This window comes from Marinilabilia salmonicolor JCM 21150 (assembly GCF_000259075.1).
Classification (GTDB): domain Bacteria; phylum Bacteroidota; class Bacteroidia; order Bacteroidales; family Marinilabiliaceae; genus Marinilabilia; species Marinilabilia salmonicolor.
Genome location: NZ_AJKI01000010.1, coordinates 130418 through 151028, shown reverse-complemented (window position 1 = coordinate 151028; position 20611 = coordinate 130418). Strand labels below are relative to the sequence as shown.

Below are 20611 nucleotides of genomic sequence, written 5' to 3'. Positions count from 1 at the left end.
TCAGGCTCTGTTTATCTCAAATATAAACGCATGGTATGATTCTGAAGGTATAGATACTTTGCGTCATTGCGCCTTTGCGTTTAGGATTTATTTAAACTCCCAGGAATCAAAATTGAATAACTCACCTTCACCACCTTTAAAAACAAGAAACAAATCATGGACACCTTTTTGTTTCTTTGTTTTGGTGGTGAATGTTTTCCAGTTGTCTTCTATTTCTGATACATCACAAACGCCTAGTAGTGGGCCGTCTTTTGCATCCAGTCGGATTTCTATTTTTCCTCCTTCCAGAGCTGCTGCACGAGCCTTGAATGTTTTGGCTCCTTTGGCAAAATCAACACTGCGTACTTTAATATAGTCACCATCGTTGATATTGGTGACAATAACTCCGTTATCATCTTTCGCAGTTTTCAGTCCCTCTGACCAAGCGATGGTTTCAGCTTCCACTTTTTGGTAAGGATTCAGGTTGGTAACACTTTCCTTAATTCCTTCTTTTGTTGGCGTAATCATGGGAATAGAACCATCTTCATTGTATTCAAATTGTTCCACACTTACCGAACGTTTAAAGCCTTCACCACCTGACAAATCCTGATCGTGATAGAAGAAATAGGAGTTCCCTTTAAAATCAATAATTCCGGGATGATTGGTAAAAGCCAGGTGAGGGGCTCTTTCCATGATGTAACCCTGATAAGTCCACGGACCTTCTGCTGTAGGGGCAGTGGAATAGGCAATGTATTCCGGAATACCGCCTGCAGCATATACCAGGTAGTACAAATCCTTCCGCTTGTAAATCCAGGGACCTTCGGTATAGTTCGAATGATGTCTTCCATCTTTGGCCTTACTTTCTCCAAATGAATGGTTATCCATTTCTACCGGAACAATTCCCTTATTGCCAATGCTACGGTCGTAGGAAATCATGTCTTCGTTGAGTTTCACATAAAAGAGAGAAGGGTTTCCCCAATAAAGATAAGCCTGGCCATTGTCGTCAATAAAAACGGTGGGGTCGATGTCGGTCCAGACATCGTCACTGTCCACAATTAATCTGTGACCCAGCGGGTCATGAAACGGACCGGTGGGCGAATCGCTGACCAATACGGAAACGCCTTCCCCATGAATGGGAACATATAAATAGAACTTTCCGTTACGCTCTATTGCCTGAGGAGCCCATGCTCCGTTTGTTTTATCCATCCATTCAAAGTCCTTTAATGAGGCTACTGCACCATGATCTGTCCAGTTGACCATATCATCAGAGGAATAGCACCGCCAGTCGTACATGGTAAAGAAATTATCGACGGTTATATCCTCATCGTGCGATGTGTAAACGTAAACTTTGCCGTCATACACCATAGGAGCAGGGTCGGCAGTGTAATAGGTCTGCACAATGGGGTTTTGGGCAACGCCTGAAATGAATATACCTACACAAAACAATGCAAGTAATAACTTTTTGATATTCATGAGTTTAATTTTTATTTTTTCAAAAAAACAAAGTTTTTTATTATACAATGATTCATTGAACTCTTAACCTGGATTATTCATAAATTATCTATTATCATTTCGTTGCATCTATTTCGAGAACTGTCAGTGATTGTGGCTGCACGGTAACAGATATTTTATTTCCGGACACTTTAGCTTTTATCTTTTGAGGGGCTACATTTTCCGGGTTTTCAAAAGTGTTGATGGCGTCAATTTCAGATGCAAATAAAGTTTCACCTGTCACATTTTTGATAGAATAGCCATCCAGCGGCAACTCAAACGATGCTTTGTTTTTGGGGTCAATATTGGTAATTGCCACATGTATCTTTCCATCTTTTCCTTTGGCGGCGATGGCATCTACACGGGGGAGTTCAATATCACCGATCTGATAAATCCCTGCATCAAAACTAACAGGAATCCGGCTGGCACTCTGGAAAGGCACATACATTCTGAAGGCATGATAGGTCGGGGTGAGTACCATTTTTTCATCCTCGGTGAGGATCACCGCCTGTAATACATTGATCATTTGGGCAATATTTGCACCATGAACTCTTTCTGCGTGACGGGTGAAGATGTTGAAATTCAGAGCAGCAATAATTGCATCGCGTTGTGAATTCTGCTGCTGCAGGAAGCCCGGATTTGTTCCTTCCGTGGGAGCATACCAGGCACCCCATTCATCAACCAAAATAGATACCTCTGTATTGGGATCGTACTTGTCCATGATGGCCCTGTTCTCAGCAATGAATTCATCCATTCCCAGTGTTTCCTGAATGACCTCGGCATACTGCTTTTCATCAAAGTCGGTGGCCGGGATTACCGGCGGATAGCCGCCTCGGGTATAATTATGCAACGAGAGGCCCTGGATATTCCAGGTCCAGGTTCGGTTTGCCCATGCTTCCATAATTGCTTCTGTATAACCAAAGCTGAATTCATCAAAAGAATCGGGGCCAACCGCTACAAATTGCGTATTTACATCGGTGTTGTAGTTGGTGGTGAATGTGGCGAATTTTTTAAGTTCAGTAATATACTCCTGTGGAGTAAAAGGCCCTCCACAACCCCAAACTTCGTTTCCGATGCCCCAAAACTCAACATCATAAGGTTCCGGGTGTCCGTTGATGGCTCTTTCTTCTGCAAGTGTTGAACCGGTGGCGGTAAGATATTCCAGCCAGTCAGCCGATTCCTGCACAGTTCCCGATCCCACATTGGCCGAGATAAATGCTTCTGACCCAATCTGGTTTATGAAGTCAAAAAATTCATGTGTTCCAAAAGAATTGGGTTCGGGAGCTCCTCCCCAGCTGACATTTATTCTGGAATTTCGTTCCTCAGGAGTGCCAATTCCGTCGCGCCAGTGATACTGGTCGGCAAAACACCCACCGGGCCAGCGTACATTTGGAACTTTGAGCTCAATCAGGGCTTCCACAACATCGTTTCGTATCCCTCTGGTGTTTGGGATATCTGAATCGGGTCCTACCCATATACCACCGTAAATACCGGTTCCCAGATGCTCGGCAAAGTGACCGAATATGTGCCTGTTGATTTCAGGGCCGGATTGAGCCGGGGCAATGGTTATTTTTACAGGATTGTTTTTCTGAGCATATCCGGTCCCGAAATTGAATAAAAATATAAAAGCCAGTATGCTTAGCATCGCTGAGTGCTTTTTGATGTAAAAATGCTTTTTCATAGTATGTTGTTTTATTGATTGAAACTGAAATGCTTGGTTGTGAAATGTTCTTCTAATTATTTAGTTTTCAGATGCCGTTGAAGGGGTAAACTCCCACCAGTCAAAATAAAACAAGTCTTTTTCCCCCCTGAAAACAAAATACAAATCATGAACTCCTTTGATGTCGCTGACCGGTGCAGTAAATGTGCTCCAGATTCCTTCTTCGCGTTCAGTATTTACGTCAACTTCCGCAATGACCGGGCCGTCGATTTTATCCGCATGTATTTCAATTTTGCCTCCGTAAATGGGGGAGACACTCACTTCAATGGATTCGGCTCCATCAGAAAAATCAACACCGCTGACTTTAATGTAATCACCATGATTTATGGCAGTAACAAATAAACGGTCGGCAATTTTTGCGCCTCTGTTCCAATCGAAATCGCCTTCCCATTCGGTTTCAAAACGCGTCTTTACCCCTTCACTCCAGGCCATAGTTTCTGCTTCAACGCGGCGGAAAGGATTCAGTGGCTCCACTTGTTCAGGGCCCTCAACCGACCAGTAAGGACGGTTTTGAATGGTGCCATCGGGGTTGTAAACCATCTCATCCATATCAACCGATCGTCGCTCGTAAAATTTTGGAGTTGTTTTTTTTAAAAGATCGTAGCTGTGACCGAAACAGTAGGATTTTCCTTTGTATTCGATAATCCCGGGATGATTACCACGTGAAAGTTCCGTGTCATCGACAATCATGCCTTTATATTCCCATGGACCGGTGGGGGAGTTGCTCATGGCATATCCAATTCCTTCGGGGCAGCAGGTGGAGGCATAAGCCATATAGTAATTGCCATTGCGCTTCCAGACCCAGGGGCCTTCCTGGTAATTTTTTGGCGTTGTCGGTTCCTGGATAATCTCCCCCGAATAAGAGATCATATCCTCGTTCAGTTTCACGTAATAGACTTTGGGGTTGCCCCAGTACATGTAGGCCTGTCCGTCATCGTCAATCAAAATAGTAGGATCAATGTCGTGATCACTGTTTTGAATCAAAGGTTTTCCAAGCGGGTCCTTGAAAGGACCATAAGGACTGTCGGCCACCAGAACCCCAATGCCAACACCTCCGGGCATGGGGCAATAGAGATAAAACTTTCCGTTACGTTCAATACATTGTACTGCCCAGGCCCCGTTGTTATAGGGGACCCAATCGAAATTTTCTAATGATGCCACTACGCCATGCTCTGTCCAATTCACCATATCAGTTGAGGAATAAAGTAACCAATCTTCCATTTTAAACCCCATGGCATCGTCTTCATCGTGGCTGGTGTAAAGGAACACCGTGTCGTTATATACCAGTGGCGCGGGGTCTGCAGTGTATTTTGTCTGAATGATGGGGCGTTGCTTAACGGTGTTTTGGGCATCGGTAGAATAATTCACTGCCAGCATCATCAAGAGAATGGATATAAATATTTTTTTGCTCATTTTGTAACTTTGATTTTAGGTTATTCTTTCGTAAGTTTTTATCTTAGAATTTTAGAGGCATTTATTTCTAATTAATCAGATTTCCTGACCAGCCGGAGAAAATAAACGGCTCCTGTTGTATGCCTGTGTATTGATTGAAATTTAACCCGGATGTTGCTTTTGCCTTCTACCATCGAATCAGGAATGTCATATTCCGGATTAAAAAACCTTGACTGGTTCCATCGTCTGGTATTATCCTCGGTCAATAACTTTATGTTTTTCATATTAGTTCTGTTTCCTATAGTTTGATATTGATTCTTTCTCCGCTGTATAATACCTTTTGGATGAATTTTTCCGAGGACTCTTTACCAGTATCTTCGTCTGAGGCAATTTTGATAATATTGAATTTTCTTTTCTGAAGCATTCCAGGGAACTTACCTTCGCGGTCAGCAATGGTCAAAACTTTCTTCGTATCGTCCCAGCTAAACCTGATGGTTGAATACAAGCCTTTTTCATAGTTGTAGTTGTCATTCTCATCTTCGTAAAGGGTAAATTCGCCGTCAGCTCCTTCGTAAATCCTGATTTCAAGGTTGTCCCAGGGTTTCTCTTCTGCATATTGAACATCAGGCCCAATTGGAATGACAGAGCCTGCTTTAATAAAGATTGGCATGATATCAATTGGAGTTTCCTTATTAATGGTTTGTCCACCTTCCCGTTTTTCACCAGTCCAGTAGTCAATCCATTGGGTACCGCCAGGCAGATAAAGCTCTCGCTTTTTAACTGAACCAAAATCAGCTTGTCCATCCTGATTGTACATGCTTTCGGTTACCGGGCAAACCAGAATGGCCTTGCCAAACATGTACTGGTCATCAATATCAAGCACTTTATTATCGGATGGATAATCCATAACCAGGGCACGCATCATACTCGACTGGTGTTCGCTTACATGCCACGAAGTCGAGTATATGTAAGGCAATAAGCTATAGCGCAACTTGATGTATTTTTCGATGGCATCGTAAACAGGTTCGCCTTTTTTTCCGAATTGGAATATTTCCCGGGGGGCATCGGCACCATGCGAACGCATCATGGGACAGAATGCACCAAATTGAATCCAACGGGCATACAGTTCCCGATAATCAGCATTTTGCAACGGATTCTGAAAATCCCAAAGGAAAACCCCGCCTATGTCGCTATTGTAGTGAGGAATACCACATAATGTTAAGTTTAAGCCACCAGATATCTGTTTACGCAAGGCATCCCACGATGCCACAACATCGCCCGACCAGGTATTGGCTCCATATCGCTGCTGCCCGGCAAACACCGAACGTGTTAAGATGAAAACACGTTTATCGGAAGTTACCTCACGCTGATGTTTGTAAACACCGCCTACTGTCATTAAAGGGTAGGCATTACGAACTTTGCGGAATGAGCCAAGATGGGTTTGATTGTCAAAGTCAGAAGGTTTTGGATCGAAGTGGTCGGGCTCCGAAGAATCTATCCAGAAGCCATCAATGCCAAGTGAAAAGATGCCTTTCTTTAGATATTTCCAGTAAATATCGAGGGCTTCAGGATTATAGGCATCATAAACTCGTACGCCTGATGGATAATCGGGATTGGGTGGCCATTTAAAAGAACCTGACTCAGGCCAGGTTTTAAAGTCCATGAGTGCATCAATGCTATCCAGTTCCCGATAAGGTTTTGTCTCCGGGCCAAAAGAATTCCAGATGGAAATGATCATGTGTGCATTCATGTTATGCACATCGTCCACCATCTTCCTGGGATCGTAGAACTCTTCGTTGAGAAATTCCATGGCATTCCAGAGGTAGTTGTTGCCCCAGTAGCGCCAGTCCTGAATAATCCCATCAAGCGGAACACCGAGCTCGCGGTATTTGCGAACGATACCTACTGTTTCATCCTGGCTCTTGTAGCGCTCCCTGCTTTGCCAGTAACCATAAGTCCACAAGGGAAACATGGGTACCTGTCCCGTTAATTCGCGCATTTGTGCAACTACACTGTCGGCATTTTCGCCGTGCATAAAATAATAATCTATGCCATCGCCAACTTCCGAACTAAAGGTAGTTTGCTCCTTGTTATCGCTAAATGTAGTGGGTGAATAATTGTCCCAAAACAAACCATACCCTTTATTCGATTGGAAAAAGGGAACAAAATCCTGCGTGTTGTTTTGTACCATCCGTATTTCGAGATCGCGCTGAATCATTTTCCCGTTTTGCAGGATACCTAAGCCGTAAATGGCTTCATCCTGTCCCAGTTTGAATGACTGGGAAACGTTGTAGGTTGCATTTCCGGCATCGTTAAATTCTGTAAATTCGGCACTTGCTTCTTTTTCACTCAAAAGGGGTTGACCTGTAGAGGTTTCGAATGAAACAGTTCCTTTGTTCATATTTAGGATTACCAGCAAATCATCGCCTTCCAGAATTAAATCTTTCCCGTCTAGCCTGATGTCAATGTCTGTTTTTTGAGGCTTTTTTATAACGGAGAGACTTTCTTTAGAAAAACACGATTCTTCAGGCGATTTTAAAACTCGTACTATTGAGGGACTGAAAAACTGGATCTCATAATCAGTATCCCCAATAGAAGTTTTTATCCCAAGATCGGTTCTTAGATACGTCTGAGCACTGCTATTGGTAATAACAGTAAGGATGATGATTAATAATGCGAAAACGCGATTCATAGTTTCTGTTGTTTTACTGAATGGTTACTTCAAACTGCTTTAAATCTTTGTTGTCCGAACTATTGCCGTAATAGACAATATACTGTCCGGGAGTTACAGTTATTTTGCGTTGGCTCCAGTCGTAAAACTCAAATGAAGAAGGAGGCAGACTGATGTTCGCCTGAGTGGTTTTTCCGGCAGGAACGTCCACGCGTTCAAAACCCTTTAAGGTCTTAATGGGCCCGTCAATATCGTTCACTTTGCGAACATAGACCTGTATGATTTCCGTTCCATCGCGTTTGCCGGTATTTTTTACCGGAATGTTTATACTGATCGTTTCATCCGGTGTTATGGTTGCCTTACTCAATTTTGCGTTACCAATTTGGAAATTGGTATAACTGAGCCCGAAACCAAAGGGGAAGAGATGGTCGTTGGTGTAACGGTAAGTTCTGCCTTCCATGGAGTAATCTTCAAAGTCTCCCAGGTTATCAGAATTGCGGTAGAAAGTAAGCGGCAGTTTTCCTGACGGGTTGTAATCGCCAAAAAGTACATCAGCAATGGCTTGTCCACCAGATTCGCCGGCATACCAGGCCTGAAGAATGGCATCACACGATTCGGTTTCTGGTTCTAATGCGATTGCCGAACCGGAAAAGTTCACAAAAATGACGGTTTTGCCGGCTTCTTTCAATGCTTTCAGCGCATTTCGTTGAACGGAAGGCAGCTCAATGTGGGTTCGGTCGCCACCTTTGAAGCCCGGGTAGGAGACAGGCATTTCTTCTCCTTCGAGAGAGCCTGAGAGACCCCCTGCAAACACGACTGTTTCTATGCCTTCCAACTTTTTCAGCAGATCTGTATAGTCCACATTTTCTTCTCTTCCAAAATCAACCTCGATATTGGCTTCCCAGTTTTCACGCTGGGCATAGCGGATTTCTATGTCGTAGGTTTTGCCGGCTTTTACTGTAAAGGGGAATCTTGCCGGTATTGTTCTCCAGTTGGTGTAACTGGTCAGGGTATCACCGTTTACAATTATTTCAAAAAATCCGGCTGCCCCTCCCTTAAAGACAATTTCTTCTGACACAGTGGGAGTAAATTTGGTTTCGAAAACGGCAGAAAAATCCTCGAGTTTTACGCCGGGTGCAAATTCATGTTGCCCTGCGGCAGTTTTTCTGATTGGATTAACCATTTGTTGGGTAACTACCGGCTCTCCCTCAAAATTGGGATGATTCCAATAGGTGGCTTTGAAACCCGGATTATTGTCAGATTCCCCATTTGAAAAATAGCTGACCATCACTTTGTTGTCAACCAGGTCAACCGCTTTGTCGTAAAATATCCGGTCAGAGTTTGTTTTGGATTTCATTCCGTCCAGAATGGTGATTGTTCTGATGGGGGTGCCGTTGTAGTTACCCCAAAGGACTTCTTCATCATCCGCATTGGGGCCGATCACGGCTATTTTTTGGGTGGATGATTTATCCAGAGGAAGCACATTATTTTTGTTTTGCAACAAAGTCATGGACTGTTGGGCCATTTTATATGCCAACTCTCTGTGTTCTTTGTTGTTTAAAACTGAAGCCGGCGTCTGAGCCCAGGGAACGATGGCATCGTCATCCATTTCTCCGAGTTCGAATCGTCCCATTAATACGCGGAACAGACTGCTGTCGATGTGCTCTTCTTTGATTAAATCTTTTTCCAGTGCTTCGGGCAACATTTTGTAATGATAATTGTCCCATATGCATTCCAGATCTGTTCCTGCAAGCAACCCAGTAGCGGCTGCGTGAACAGGAGTGGAAGATATACCATGAGTGGTATGGAAATCGGTTATGGCGCCGCAATCTGCAGCAACCAGATGTTCATAGCCCCATTCATCGCGAAGGATGCGCTGCAGAATGCGGGTATTGCTGCAGCATGGTTCATCATCAAGGCGGTGATAAGCACACATCACCTGTCTTACATCAGCATCCTGAACCAGTGCTTTAAAAGCCGGCATGTAGGTTTCGTAGAATTCACGGGGGCTGACATCGTTGACATTCAGTTCATGTCGGCTCCATTCGGGCCCTGAATGCACGGTGTAATGTTTGGCGCAGGCCAGTAGTTTGCGGTATTTCGCATCTTCCGGGCCTTGCAGCCCTTTAACCACTTGAACACCCATGCGGGATGTGAGGTAAGGATCTTCGCCGTAGGTTTCCTGGCCACGTCCCCAGCGGGGATCGCGAAAGATATTCACATTGGGGGTCCAGACTGAAAGGCTTAGAAATCTGCGGTTTTCCTCGCCTCTGCGCTGTGCCTGATGGTATTTGGCCCGTCCTTCGTCCGATGTTGCATTGAAAATATCAAAGACCAATTCATCGTTAAAGGAGGCGGCCATTCCTACCGGTTGCGGAAAAACAGTGACGCTGTCATTATTGGCATAACCGTGCAGCGCTTCACTCCACCAGTTAAACTTTTCGATACCCAGACGGGGAATGGCATCAGACTGGTCGCACAAAAGTGCTGCCTTTTCTTCCACAGTCAGTCTTGAGATTAAGTCTTTGACACGTTCTTCAAAACTAAGTGAAGGGTTTTGAAACGGGTAGTCATATCCCTGGGCAAGGGAGGATATCGATAGTATTACTCCGGCAAAAAGCAGGATTACTTTTTGGGAAGCCTTTTTTATGGTATTTGCTCTCATGACAAAAGTTTTAGGTTGTTATTGCATCGGTTCTAAAACGGCCGCAAAACCGCCACGTCTCAGTAGTTTAATATCGATTTTCGAGGATTTGTCAACGACACTGTATTTAGTTGAGAAATCCATATCGTGCTCCCCATCTTCTATGAGGGTGAGTTTGTACTTTGTATCGCTGTTCAGGAAGTCCAGATTCACCTGCTTGTTTTTTTCTTCGTTTTCTGCATTCATTCCTCCAATGTACCAAATATCTCCTTTTCTGCGGGCAATAACGACATCTTTGCCGGGATAACCATCCATGAATTTGGTGTCATCCCAGGCAGCAGGTAGGTCCCGCAATAATGTTTTTGCGGCGTCAGGCAAATTGTAATATCCTTCCGGACGGTCGGCCATGTGTTGAAGAGCCGATTCAAAAACAATACTCAGCGCCAGTTCATGTCCGTATGAGGTGATGTGCGGATGTTGTGAGTTAGTGAAAGTAACCGGTGTGTAATCCATTGATCCTACCACATTTCGGGTGAAAGGCATCACTGTGTTGTGCTCAGGTGCGGTGGTAGTTAATTCCGGATTGTTGTTGTACCATTCTGCCCCGCGGACTGCTTCCATGGTCATCAGGTGAGGATAGGTGCGAGCCCATCCGCGGGGAACCAGACTGCCATGAAAATTGACCATCATTTCGAATTTTGCCGCATCTTCCAGAATATCAATATAGTAATCAATCATGTATTGCTTTTCGCTCAGGAAAAAGTCCACTTTAACGCCGGCAAAGCCTAAGCTTTTTAACCAGGTAAATTCTTCCACCCGGTTCTCGTGTGTTTTCATGCGGTCAACAGGAGTTGCGGTAATCCATTTGAACATGCTTGAGTTGTACCAGATTAAAGGTTTTACTCCTTTGGAAAGTGCATACACTGCGGCATCTTCCACATCACCACCGTTGGTCATAGCATCCCACTCCCAGTCGAAAAGGGTATAAGGCCAGTCCATCGCAGCAGCTAAATCTGTAAATTTCTTAACTGTTTGATAATCCCGGGTGCCGTGGTTATCCGACCAATAGTTCCATGAAACGAGTCCCGGTTTGATCCAGTCAGTATCTTCAAGGATTGATGGGGTGGATACATCTTCCACCAGGGTAGATTCAACGATGTCGGATAACTGACCTAAAATGATGACTCTCCAGGGAGATTTCCATGGTAGAGAAATGGTTGGCAATGCCTCTCCTTCGCCTTCATGGGCGCCAGGGAGGGTAACCTTGTAGCTGTTTTTTTTATTGAGATTGCTGAGTTTGGTGGCACAATAATCCCGGTTAACATCAGCTTCATGTACAAGATACCAGCACGAACTATCAGTAGCCTGGAATAAAGCAGGGTAACTCCAGTTCCGCTGTTCCTCGTCAGCATTCATTTTGTTATATATATTCTCATTTGAGAGGTCAAATTTTTGTAGCCACCGCACGGCACTGTCGGGAACGACATAAGATGTGAGCTCATCGGTTACTGTGAAGTTTCCTTTTCCTTCCGGAAATTCATATCTGAAAGTGATTCCATCGTTGTAGGCTCTGATAATGATATTTAAACGGTCTTTTTCGGGGGTTTCAAACGAAGCAACTACTTCATTGGCTGAATTTTTCCGAAGAGATCGTTTCCCGTGCAGGGCAGTATATTCTTCGCTTATTCGGTTTGGTTTGCTGAATTTCAGAAGTTTCAGGTTTTTATCAAACGTCTGATCATTTCTGGTAATTCCTAACTTTATTTTTGGAATAATTAAAGTGGGTGTATTGTTGATGGTATAATACACTTTCAGGTGCCATTCATCAAAGTTTTTATCATCCCGACTGTCTGGTACAATTCTGATTTTTGAATTTGGAGAGGTCACTTCCGGATTTTGGGCCCATGATAATACCGGAATCAGGGTGAGGAGGATTATTGAGAGGATTTTTTTCATGACTGATGCGTTTCTTTTTTGGGTTATTAAAGGTATTTGTTTTTGTAATAAATTGCAGGTCAGGAATTCTGATGTGATATTTCTATTGGCTGGGGGACTTCAGATTGTTGGCAATAACGAATCTTCCCGGGTTTAAGAGTAGGAGTGAATTGGTTTTCGGCAATTTCGAAAACAATTCACTCCTCAATTCTTAATGCTGTATAAATGTTGACTTTATTCAGGTTGTACATCGTTTGCCGAAGTGGCATATAAACCTATCATAGCACCTGTAAATCCACCTGCTACGTTGGTTGATAGGATGTCTCCGGAAACCGTTCCTCCCAGATTCTGGAAGGTCTGGCCATCCACTGAGTAGTTGAACCGGTAATCATCATTGTCCGCAACCACCTGCAGTTGAATTGGTTTTTTGATATCAACGGGGGTACTTGCAACGATGGTGGATTTACCTTTTTCAGTTCTTTCAAGAAGCAGGAAATACTCTTTGTCTTTTTTGGTAATTCCAAAGACATAGTTGAAGTTTTCACTCTGATAACAAGTTAATCCTGCCAAATCCTCTTCCGATTTGGGTTTATATTCCATCGTTGTTGTAGCAGAAAAGCTTTTGTGCATCTGCCTGTGAAACAGTGAGGATACCGGAGCCACAGCTTTAATGTTCTCTTCAAAAGGTGTAATGGTCAGTCCTTTTTTAGAGGTTGAGACAAATTCTTCGGGGAAAGCTCTCACACCCACCCAGCGGTAATCCAGTTTATCTGAGGTAAAGTCCTCCTGGTAGGTAAAGTTTCCGTTGGGGAAATAGCCTTCCTGTCCGGTCTTGTTTTCAACACCTTCCGGCATTTTTAATTTTGGCTCAAAAGGAATAAGACCGTTTTCGAAAACCGGCCATTTTCCACTCCAGTCAACGGGGAGGATAAATGTCTCACGACCTGTGTTTACAAGGTTTTTCTCATTGGGGCGGATGGCCAGAAATACGCCATAGTATTTTTCATTATTAGGCCCTTTAACCAGATCGGCATGTCCGGCCCAATCCACTTTATTATCGCGTTGCGGATTTAAATATCGTTGCGATAAAATGGGGTTGGATGGTGCCGGTTTATAGGGCCCTCTTGGGTTGTCGCTGATAAAGACCACTTCACTGTGCCATCCTCCGGTACCGCCTTCAGCACACATCAAATAATACTTGTCATTTTTTTTGTAGATGTGTGGCATCTCAATCCAGATGGGCTTGTCGGACAAGTCAACACCTCCGTTAACGATAATTTTATCTGAACCTTCAACTACCTGATCGTTTTCGAGATCATAGTTCCAGATTTTGATGACACGATGTCCCTGATAAAGCTCCTTGTCCGGGTCGGGAGCATCGTTGTGTACCACATAGGCTTTCCCGTCGTCATCAAAAAATAATGATGGATCGATGCCATTGAATTTTTGTTTGTAGGGATCGCTCCATCCCTTGAATGGATCCTTGGTTTTTACCACGATGTTACCAAAATCTCCGGCAAACTGGGTGGTTATCATATAAAAGGTTTCGTTGTGTGGATTGTATTTGATGGCTGGTGCATAAACTCCGGCACTGATTCCACTGTGCTGCACTTGCAGTTGCGAAGGACGGTCCAGAACATGGCCAATTTGTTTCCAGTTGACCAGATCTTTGGAATGAAAGATTGGTACTCCCGGAGCCATTGCAAAGGACGAATGCACCATGAAGTAATCGTCGCCCTGACGAATAATTGCCGGATCGGGGTAACATCCCTGCAGTATAGGGTTGTAGAATTCGTCCTCTTTCAGAGGGAATTCCTTATAGACATCATCATTTCCCTGATAAACGAAATCCGAAAAAACCGGAGCGTTTTTTTTATTCTGGGCATTTAATCCAGAAATAGCCATGAGGGCCACGAAAAGTGACAGCATTATTGTCTGTCCGTTCTTTTGTTTGAATAATTGAAGTCTGATTTTTTTCATTTTTTATTGATGTTATTATTAATGTATGTTTGAATTTTTTCCATTATTGATTAGCTGAGATTATTAGATTTTGTTTTTGGGAGTATTAGATATTGGAAAGGTCAAAAACTGCAAATTGTGTATTGTGAAAACACATTGTATCCTGAGTTTTGAAAAATGAAATCAAAAATGCAATGCAGCTTCTGAAACAAAAATAAGGGCACGGAGGCTTAAGTATTTTCTATTTCAGATATTCCTGTTTCAAATTCAGATAAAAGTTACGTTAAAAGAGGAAGCAAATTCATTGGATGGGTGGTTGATTTTTGAAATTGGATATTTCATACCTGCTTTTGAAAGGATCAAAACGAAATCAACTCTCCTTGATGTTTTATTACAAATTTGCGTGACAAACAGATAATTTTTACCGTTCATCGCGAAGGACACGCCCAAAGCAATCTTGAAAAATACACACGTAATTTTAAACTAAAGGCAAATCTGTAATTGGCGGGTGACTACCCCCAATAAAAATTTGGTGCATAATGCGTTTTGGGCCTACTGAGCAACACATGAAGGTTTAACGTGCTTTATTGCCCTCGTCGAACTTTGTTTCATAAATAATTTATTCCGATGCCCAAATATCTTCGAAATACACCCGTTCTCAACAAAATGGATTTGAAAATAGTTTATTATTTCCTGCATCCTTTTTATTTGCTGTTGATTGTATTTCTTGATATTTGAACATCTTATTACAACAACTCATGAACAAAGCAGGTTAAATAACCATATAAAAAACGCAGGAAGTATTCGGTCTCCCCGGAATAACTGCCTGCGCCTGAAAGTAATCAAGAATGATGTTTCGGTTAATTTATAAGGGATAACATCTTGTCTCCATATCTCTTGCCCAGAATTCGATAACCTTCAGCAGTGAAATGGAGCCCGTCAGGTTGTCCGGGGCATCCCTGTGATGAGATGACATACGAATTTGGGAGTACTTCGGGCAATTGGTTGATAAATTGGTTAAAAGCCGCACATTTACCGTCGTACTCTGCGCTTAAAGTTTCGCCAGCAAGCAAAGGGACTTCCCCGGGGTTCAGGTTTAGGTCGACCATAAGATTGTCATAGATGGCTTTAACTTTTCCTGTCCATAGCGTATCATTGGGATTGGATTCTCCCTGATGAAGAAGTATGCCTTTGATGACTCCGTCCTTTTGGGCCACTTTGGCCATTTCGACTAAGCGTTCATAGGGATTACCTCCATAATTGGCAATCCATCCCTGCATCCAGTCAGGTGCTGAATCTGCGTAGGCCTGATAGTTGTCTTTGTCAAACAATTCAATTTTGCATCCTCCAACAGCCACATTGATAACTCCGACTTTTATTTTTTTGGGAAGATTCTCTACCATTGTTCTACCGAAATAATCAACTGGAGAGAGGCCGGCATTGCAATCGGCCAGAGGTGGGGTTGCCGGGTACCATTTCCCTTTTTCTCTGTTCAGGTCAGAGCAGTCCATTGTACTCATCATGACAAATCGTGAATCAACAATAGAATCCTGTGCTTCAGTTTTGGCAGCACCTGCCATATTGGATTGTCCGAAACAGAGATAAATCTGAAAATCGGATTTGTCGGGTTGTTTTAGGGCGCATGACGAAAGTAATGCACCCAATGTCAGGGTGAAGAGCAGTGTTTTTATATTCATTTGTTTGAAGTGTTGTAAATATTAGACAATTACACAAGTTTTAGTTTATGGATTAACGAAGTAGTTTTGTTATTAGAGATTGCCTCGCTATTGTCACAATTTATTTTTATTGGTACAGAGCGAGGCAATCTTTTTTAAAACTGAGTTTTTACAGGGAGGAATTAATTATTGATTTATGAATCTTCTGTTAGGTGATTCCTCACCAAATAGGTAAGAATCTTTGTATCCTCCAAAATCAACCACGATTTTTTCAAATACAATACCCGGATCCATTGGTGTGATTGTGAGTATGTGCTGCCCACCCATCGTCTCCGGAACCTGCAGATCGACTTTTTTCTCCACAACCCGGCGAGCCACGGTTGGGTAAAATACGGTGTATATATTTTCCGGCTTTTCGTTCAGGTCAGCATTGAAGTTGATCACTTTTTCATCAGCACCATTAAAGCCCACTTTATAGCGGTGACCTTCAAGGCGCTTAAATGCCAGTGATGATTTTACTACCACATGAACGGTGACCGAACTTACATCTTCTGGCAATTCCATTTTGTAAGAAACGGAAGCTCCCTCCACGGGGTCAGAATATGGCATAACAGCAATACCACCCAATGTGCGTCCTACATGTGGAATAACAGTCCATTCGGCTTTTCCCGCGTCTTTTACTTCATAATAATGCGGTGCTTCAATGGATATAAAGCCATCTTTTGGGGTGAAAACATAATTCCCGACAGCATCCTCCGGGTTTTCGATGCGATGTATTTCCGGAAGCTTGTCAGCCGGGAAATTATCGTTCCATGAAGTGTATCCGATTTTCTTTTGCGACATCATGTTTTTCCACTTACCGTCAGACATCACGTTGTTGTAGTCGTAATTCAATGCTTTGTCTCTTTCAAAAGCTTCCTCTACTTTGTCGGCCCAGAAGTTGGCGCGTGGGTTGTTTTCTCCATAAAGCTTATGGTTCATGGCCTGTGCGTAATACATTTCGTACAAGTTAGCCATGGCTTGCACCGGATAAAGAATGAGTTGTTTGTAGGCATCTTTATATTCCGTTTTCAGGCTTAAATACTGACGCAGAGCCTCGGCTTCCAGCTTTAGGTATTCATCAGAAACTTTTTTCCACTCTCCGGTTTCCAGATTGTAGGTATTGCGGTCGAGCATTTCGGGTGTAACACGTCCATTGTACTTACTGTAAAGATTGATTATTCGTGCAGCTTCATCGGCCTGATCTTCTCCAAACTGTTGTGCACTGAACGCTTTTGGATGCTCCATCAGATTTTCTGCAGTATAGCGGGTAGGTTCCCATGCCATATCCATAAACAATGTAATTGGGTATTCCATAGGTTTCAGGTCGCCTACATTGACCACCCAAAGCTTGTCCACACCATAATCATAAGTCAGTTGTAACTGTTCCCAAATATGCTGAATGGGGCTTACATTGAGCCATTTGGAGTTTCTTGGGGCACCTACATAGTCAAAATGATAATACATTCCCCAGCCTCCGGGATGTTTTAGCTCTTCTTCGTTTGGCAGACGACGAACATTTCCCCAGTTGTCATCAGCCAGAAGAATGATGACATCATCAGGTACACGCATTCCCTGGTCGTAATAATCAAGCACTTCTTTGTACAGGGCCCATACCTGTGGTGTTTCCTTAGCTGGCTTTCCGGTAACCTCTTCAATGATTTTCCTTTGGTTTTTTACCACTCTTTCAAGCAATTCCACGTTGGTCTCTTCCGACATGGCCTCATCGCCATCGCCCCGCATCCCAATTGTGATGAGGTATTCAGTGTCTTTGACACGTTCGATGCCTTCACGGAAGAATTCGTCAATGACCTCCTGATTGGTAGAGTAGTTCCAGGCACCATATTCATCGCGGTTACGCGCCCATTCCTGATGATTGCGGGCCATAGGTTCGTGGTGCGATGTCCCAATTACAATGCCCATCTCGTCAGCTACTTTGCTGTTCATCGGATCATCGGCATAGAAAGCCCAACTCCACATTGCCGGCCACAGATAATTTCCTTTCAGGCGCAGAATAAGTTCGAAAACACGTGTGTAGAAACGATGGTCACCATAGTCTGTTCCGTATCTTTGTCCTACCCAGCCGGTAAGGCTTGGAGCTTCATCATTTAAAAATATTCCGCGGTATTGCACTGCGGGTTCGCCATCGGTATAAGTCCCTTCCTTCACATATACATTTTCTTTTTTCTTAACCGGCACATCTGCCCACCAATACCAGGGAGAAACTCCCATTTGCTCCGACAAGTCATAAATGCCATAGATGGTCCCTCTTCTGTCGCTACCGGCAATTATCAGTGCATTTTCGATGCCTGGTAATGGATTTTTGACCGTTTTGATGATGAATTTTTCCCATTTCCCCTTTAATTCATCTGCGTTAATCACTTTTTGGGTCACCAGCTTATCAATAAATTTACTTTGACCGAGGGTTCCGGCAATAATGACATTTTTTGCTCCGGAAGCTTTGCCGGTATTCATCACAGGTTTAATATCAGTTACCTTGAAGATATCCTCCTGTAGATCGTTAAATGCTCTTATGACACCGGGATCATCTTTTGAATCAATTAATAGCCGCGCTGTTTCCCCGTTTTCTACAATGGCAAAAGAGCTTTCACTTTTCTCTTCGGTTATATATTTTGTATCCCCTACTGCGTTTGCAAGAACCGCATTAATACAAAACAGAACCAGAATTAAGGATGTCTGAAGTAATTTCATGTTATTGTTTTTTTGTTCCAGCTAATAAAATACGAAATTATATCGGTTTTTTGTTCTCAATACAAGGGGAATAAAGGTCAATTATTTAATGTTCGTATATAAACTCTGGAGCCTTTTTATAATTGCTTTTTATGATTATTGAGGCCCGGATTAAGTGTTTGTGAAACCCGAAAACACTCCATTTCTCTGATTAAATGAGTTGTTTTCGGGCTATGCAATCTGTCACCTTGATTTTGGTGAATGTGATGTAATGAAAAACACTATTTATCTGTGAAATGAATATTGTATGTTTTTACAACACCATTGTAATCACAATTCACGATGGCTCTACCGGTGGTTGATTGTGACTGTTGAATGTCGATTTTCACAGCTTCGTTATCTGTACTGGCGGTAATATTCGGAACCTGGGTAGTGCCTGATGGCAACTTTACAGATGTCTGATATTGGTCATAGCCGACAATCCCATTTGCATTGGTCGATCGGACCGGCGTTTCCGGCACTTCTATGGAGTTACCATTAACCAGAATGCTTACTTTTGGTGCTATTGGCCGCTCAATTTGTTTGTTCTTTGAGCTAAAACCAAGTCCGGCCAAATCGAAAAGTTCATCCTGGTTATCACTTTCTGCTACCAGGAAAATCGCGTTCTTTTTATCAAGATGATCCACGAATTTTGAAACATCTATAGTGAATTTTGTTGTTTCTTTTGAAGAGTTTTCAGGAACGATAATCTCTCCAATTTTTGTACCGTTCCATGTTTCATTGTCCCAAGGCCCGTCCAGCCAAACATTAACTTTAAAAGATTTGTCGGTTTTGGGTGTGAGGAAAAGATTAAAGGCTGTTTCGTTTCCTTCTTTTGTACCTTCAAAAGCTTTCAGCCCTTTTTTATCTTCATCAAGTCCGCCGAAACCAAAATACTTATATCCAATAATGTTTCCATTTTTTACATTGGCGATGGGCATGTGGTTTTCCCAAATATCCCATGAATCCTGCTGAAGGCCAACGTTGGAGAGATAACATGCATAACCAGCCGAATAGTATTGGTATGGATCCAGCCCATAAATGTGGAAACCTTCGGAGGTTACTTCTGCTCCGGTGTATTCATTCCCCCGGTTATCTTTGGCTGTCCAGATTTCATCTTCGGCATAAGGGTCATAAGCTCTTATTCTGGCACCTCCGCCTTCAGCCACCGGTTTTTCGTCCCATTCTATGGTCACGGGCGCCACCATTGGCTGACGTGCAAAACCAAAATTACGGGGAGGTCTGTGGTAAAATGCATACCACTGGCCGTTGATTAATTCTATGCTTCCGTGTGTGTTATGTCCGCCATTGGTTGTTTGCAAGGCTGATCCATCATGGTTCGGAACTATTCCACGTGAGTCAACCAGTACACCACCACTTTTCCAGGGACCAAGTGGAGTATCTCCAACAGCATACCGAAGGGTGGAGTTTGAGCTTCCAACTCCGTAATCGGGGCCTGAATAACCGCTGTAAACGGTAATGTATTTATTGCCAACTTTTCGGATTGATGAGGCCTCAAAGAAATTAAACCTGCCTAAGTCCTCACCTTCATAAATGCAGGGATATTCTGTTCCTTCAGGATCTCGGATTTCTCCGTACCTGGAACTGGCAGGCAGAAAATAATCGATTACGTCTGTCCCCGGACGTACCGAATACATGGTTTCCTGATCTAACTGTGCAGCCATGGACCGCTGAAATCCCCAATATCCATATGCTCTAAAGCCGATTTCATAGTCAGGATCATTGGGATCAGTCACATATTCAACATATACTGCCGGATCAAATCCCAGAATACTTCCGGGAACCGTGCGGGTGCCATCTTCTGTGAGGTTTATTGGGGTGAAAGGGCCATCAGGGCGTGTGCCTTTGGCTACCATAGCTTCGCGATTCGGCCCCCTGCTATGTGGGTAAAGATAGTACTCTTTTGTGCCGTCTTTTCTTTTGACTTCAACAAGATCCGGGGCATACATTACATCCCATTGTCCTTCTACTTCATAAGTAAAAATCGGACCTTCATCACGCCAGGTTGATAAATCCTCCACCGGCGTAGACCACATTCGGATGTCGGGGCCACAGTAGCTTTCATAGCGAACATCGTGAGATCCTATGATGTAAGCCCGGTATTTTCCGGGGTTATCCGGATCCTCAAAAACGCGGGGTTCACCGTCGGGTAAATGCTCCCAAAGCGGAAGGTAAGGATTGCCCGCGGCATGGTGAACATATTGTGTATTTAATGAAGCATCATCTTTCCGGTCGTTACTCTCTTTCGTGTTTGAACACGAAAACAAAGAAATTGCGAGAATCAGCCATAAAAAGAGATGCTTTTTAAGCGAAAAGTTTAACTTGTTCATGATTGAATGTTTTTTATTTGTTTG

11 protein-coding genes are annotated in these 20611 nt (G+C 43.3%); all 11 read right to left on the bottom strand.

Going from position 1 to position 20611, the window contains the following annotated elements; translation table 11 throughout:
• Positions 1–87: 87 nt before the first annotated feature.
• The 11 genes from W7W_RS0106745 to W7W_RS0106690 all read right to left on the bottom strand — a co-directional run bounded on the left by W7W_RS0106745 (position 88) and on the right by W7W_RS0106690 (position 20587).
• Positions 88–1452, bottom strand: a complete 1365-nt coding sequence (locus W7W_RS0106745) for a glycoside hydrolase family 43 protein (protein WP_010663044.1) — start codon at positions 1450–1452, stop codon at positions 88–90.
• A 94-nt stretch (positions 1453–1546) separates the two neighbouring features.
• Positions 1547–3151 (bottom strand): alpha-N-arabinofuranosidase, encoded by a 1605-nt coding sequence (locus W7W_RS0106740; protein WP_010663043.1) that lies wholly within the window; start codon positions 3149–3151, stop codon positions 1547–1549.
• Between the two features lie 60 nt (positions 3152–3211).
• Positions 3212–4603, bottom strand: a complete 1392-nt coding sequence (locus W7W_RS0106735; RefSeq protein ID WP_010663042.1) for a glycoside hydrolase family 43 protein — start codon at positions 4601–4603, stop codon at positions 3212–3214.
• Between the two features lie 71 nt (positions 4604–4674).
• Entirely contained in the window at positions 4675–4866 is a 192-nt protein-coding gene (locus W7W_RS0106730; protein ID WP_010663041.1) for a hypothetical protein, read from the bottom strand.
• A gap of 14 nt (positions 4867–4880) precedes the next feature.
• Positions 4881–7274, bottom strand: a complete 2394-nt coding sequence (locus W7W_RS0106725; RefSeq protein ID WP_010663040.1) for a glycoside hydrolase family 31 protein — start codon at positions 7272–7274, stop codon at positions 4881–4883.
• 13 nt (positions 7275–7287) lie between these two features.
• Positions 7288–9918: a xylan 1,4-beta-xylosidase gene (xyl3A, locus tag W7W_RS0106720; RefSeq protein WP_010663039.1), complete on the bottom strand. Its 2631-nt coding sequence runs from the start codon at positions 9916–9918 to the stop codon at positions 7288–7290.
• 18 nt (positions 9919–9936) lie between these two features.
• Entirely contained in the window at positions 9937–11853 is a 1917-nt protein-coding gene (locus tag W7W_RS0106715) for a glycoside hydrolase family 97 protein (protein ID WP_010663038.1), read from the bottom strand.
• 213 nt (positions 11854–12066) lie between these two features.
• Entirely contained in the window at positions 12067–13812 is a 1746-nt protein-coding gene (locus W7W_RS0106710; RefSeq protein ID WP_010663037.1) for a glycoside hydrolase family 43 protein, read from the bottom strand.
• A gap of 839 nt (positions 13813–14651) precedes the next feature.
• On the bottom strand, positions 14652–15488 hold the full coding sequence (locus tag W7W_RS0106700) for a sialate O-acetylesterase (protein WP_010663036.1): 837 nt from the start codon (positions 15486–15488) through the stop codon (positions 14652–14654).
• A gap of 165 nt (positions 15489–15653) precedes the next feature.
• Entirely contained in the window at positions 15654–18218 is a 2565-nt protein-coding gene (locus W7W_RS0106695) for a glycosyl hydrolase 115 family protein (protein ID WP_010663035.1), read from the bottom strand.
• A 260-nt stretch (positions 18219–18478) separates the two neighbouring features.
• Entirely contained in the window at positions 18479–20587 is a 2109-nt protein-coding gene (locus W7W_RS0106690; protein ID WP_010663034.1) for a glycoside hydrolase family protein, read from the bottom strand.
• Positions 20588–20611: the final 24 nt, after the last annotated feature.

Coding starts and splice junctions, on each gene's coding strand:
- W7W_RS0106715 (WP_010663038.1), bottom strand. CDS start 11,853: ATGAAAAAAATCCTCTCAATAATCCTCCTCACCCTGATTCCGGTATTA.
- W7W_RS0106745 (WP_010663044.1), bottom strand. CDS start 1,452: ATGAATATCAAAAAGTTATTACTTGCATTGTTTTGTGTAGGTATATTC.
- W7W_RS0106725 (WP_010663040.1), bottom strand. CDS start 7,274: ATGAATCGCGTTTTCGCATTATTAATCATCATCCTTACTGTTATTACC.
- W7W_RS0106735 (WP_010663042.1), bottom strand. CDS start 4,603: ATGAGCAAAAAAATATTTATATCCATTCTCTTGATGATGCTGGCAGTG.
- W7W_RS0106690 (WP_010663034.1), bottom strand. CDS start 20,587: ATGAACAAGTTAAACTTTTCGCTTAAAAAGCATCTCTTTTTATGGCTG.
- W7W_RS0106740 (WP_010663043.1), bottom strand. CDS start 3,151: ATGAAAAAGCATTTTTACATCAAAAAGCACTCAGCGATGCTAAGCATA.
- W7W_RS0106695 (WP_010663035.1), bottom strand. CDS start 18,218: ATGAAATTACTTCAGACATCCTTAATTCTGGTTCTGTTTTGTATTAAT.
- xyl3A (WP_010663039.1), bottom strand. CDS start 9,918: ATGAGAGCAAATACCATAAAAAAGGCTTCCCAAAAAGTAATCCTGCTT.
- W7W_RS0106710 (WP_010663037.1), bottom strand. CDS start 13,812: ATGAAAAAAATCAGACTTCAATTATTCAAACAAAAGAACGGACAGACA.
- W7W_RS0106700 (WP_010663036.1), bottom strand. CDS start 15,488: ATGAATATAAAAACACTGCTCTTCACCCTGACATTGGGTGCATTACTT.
- W7W_RS0106730 (WP_010663041.1), bottom strand. CDS start 4,866: ATGAAAAACATAAAGTTATTGACCGAGGATAATACCAGACGATGGAAC.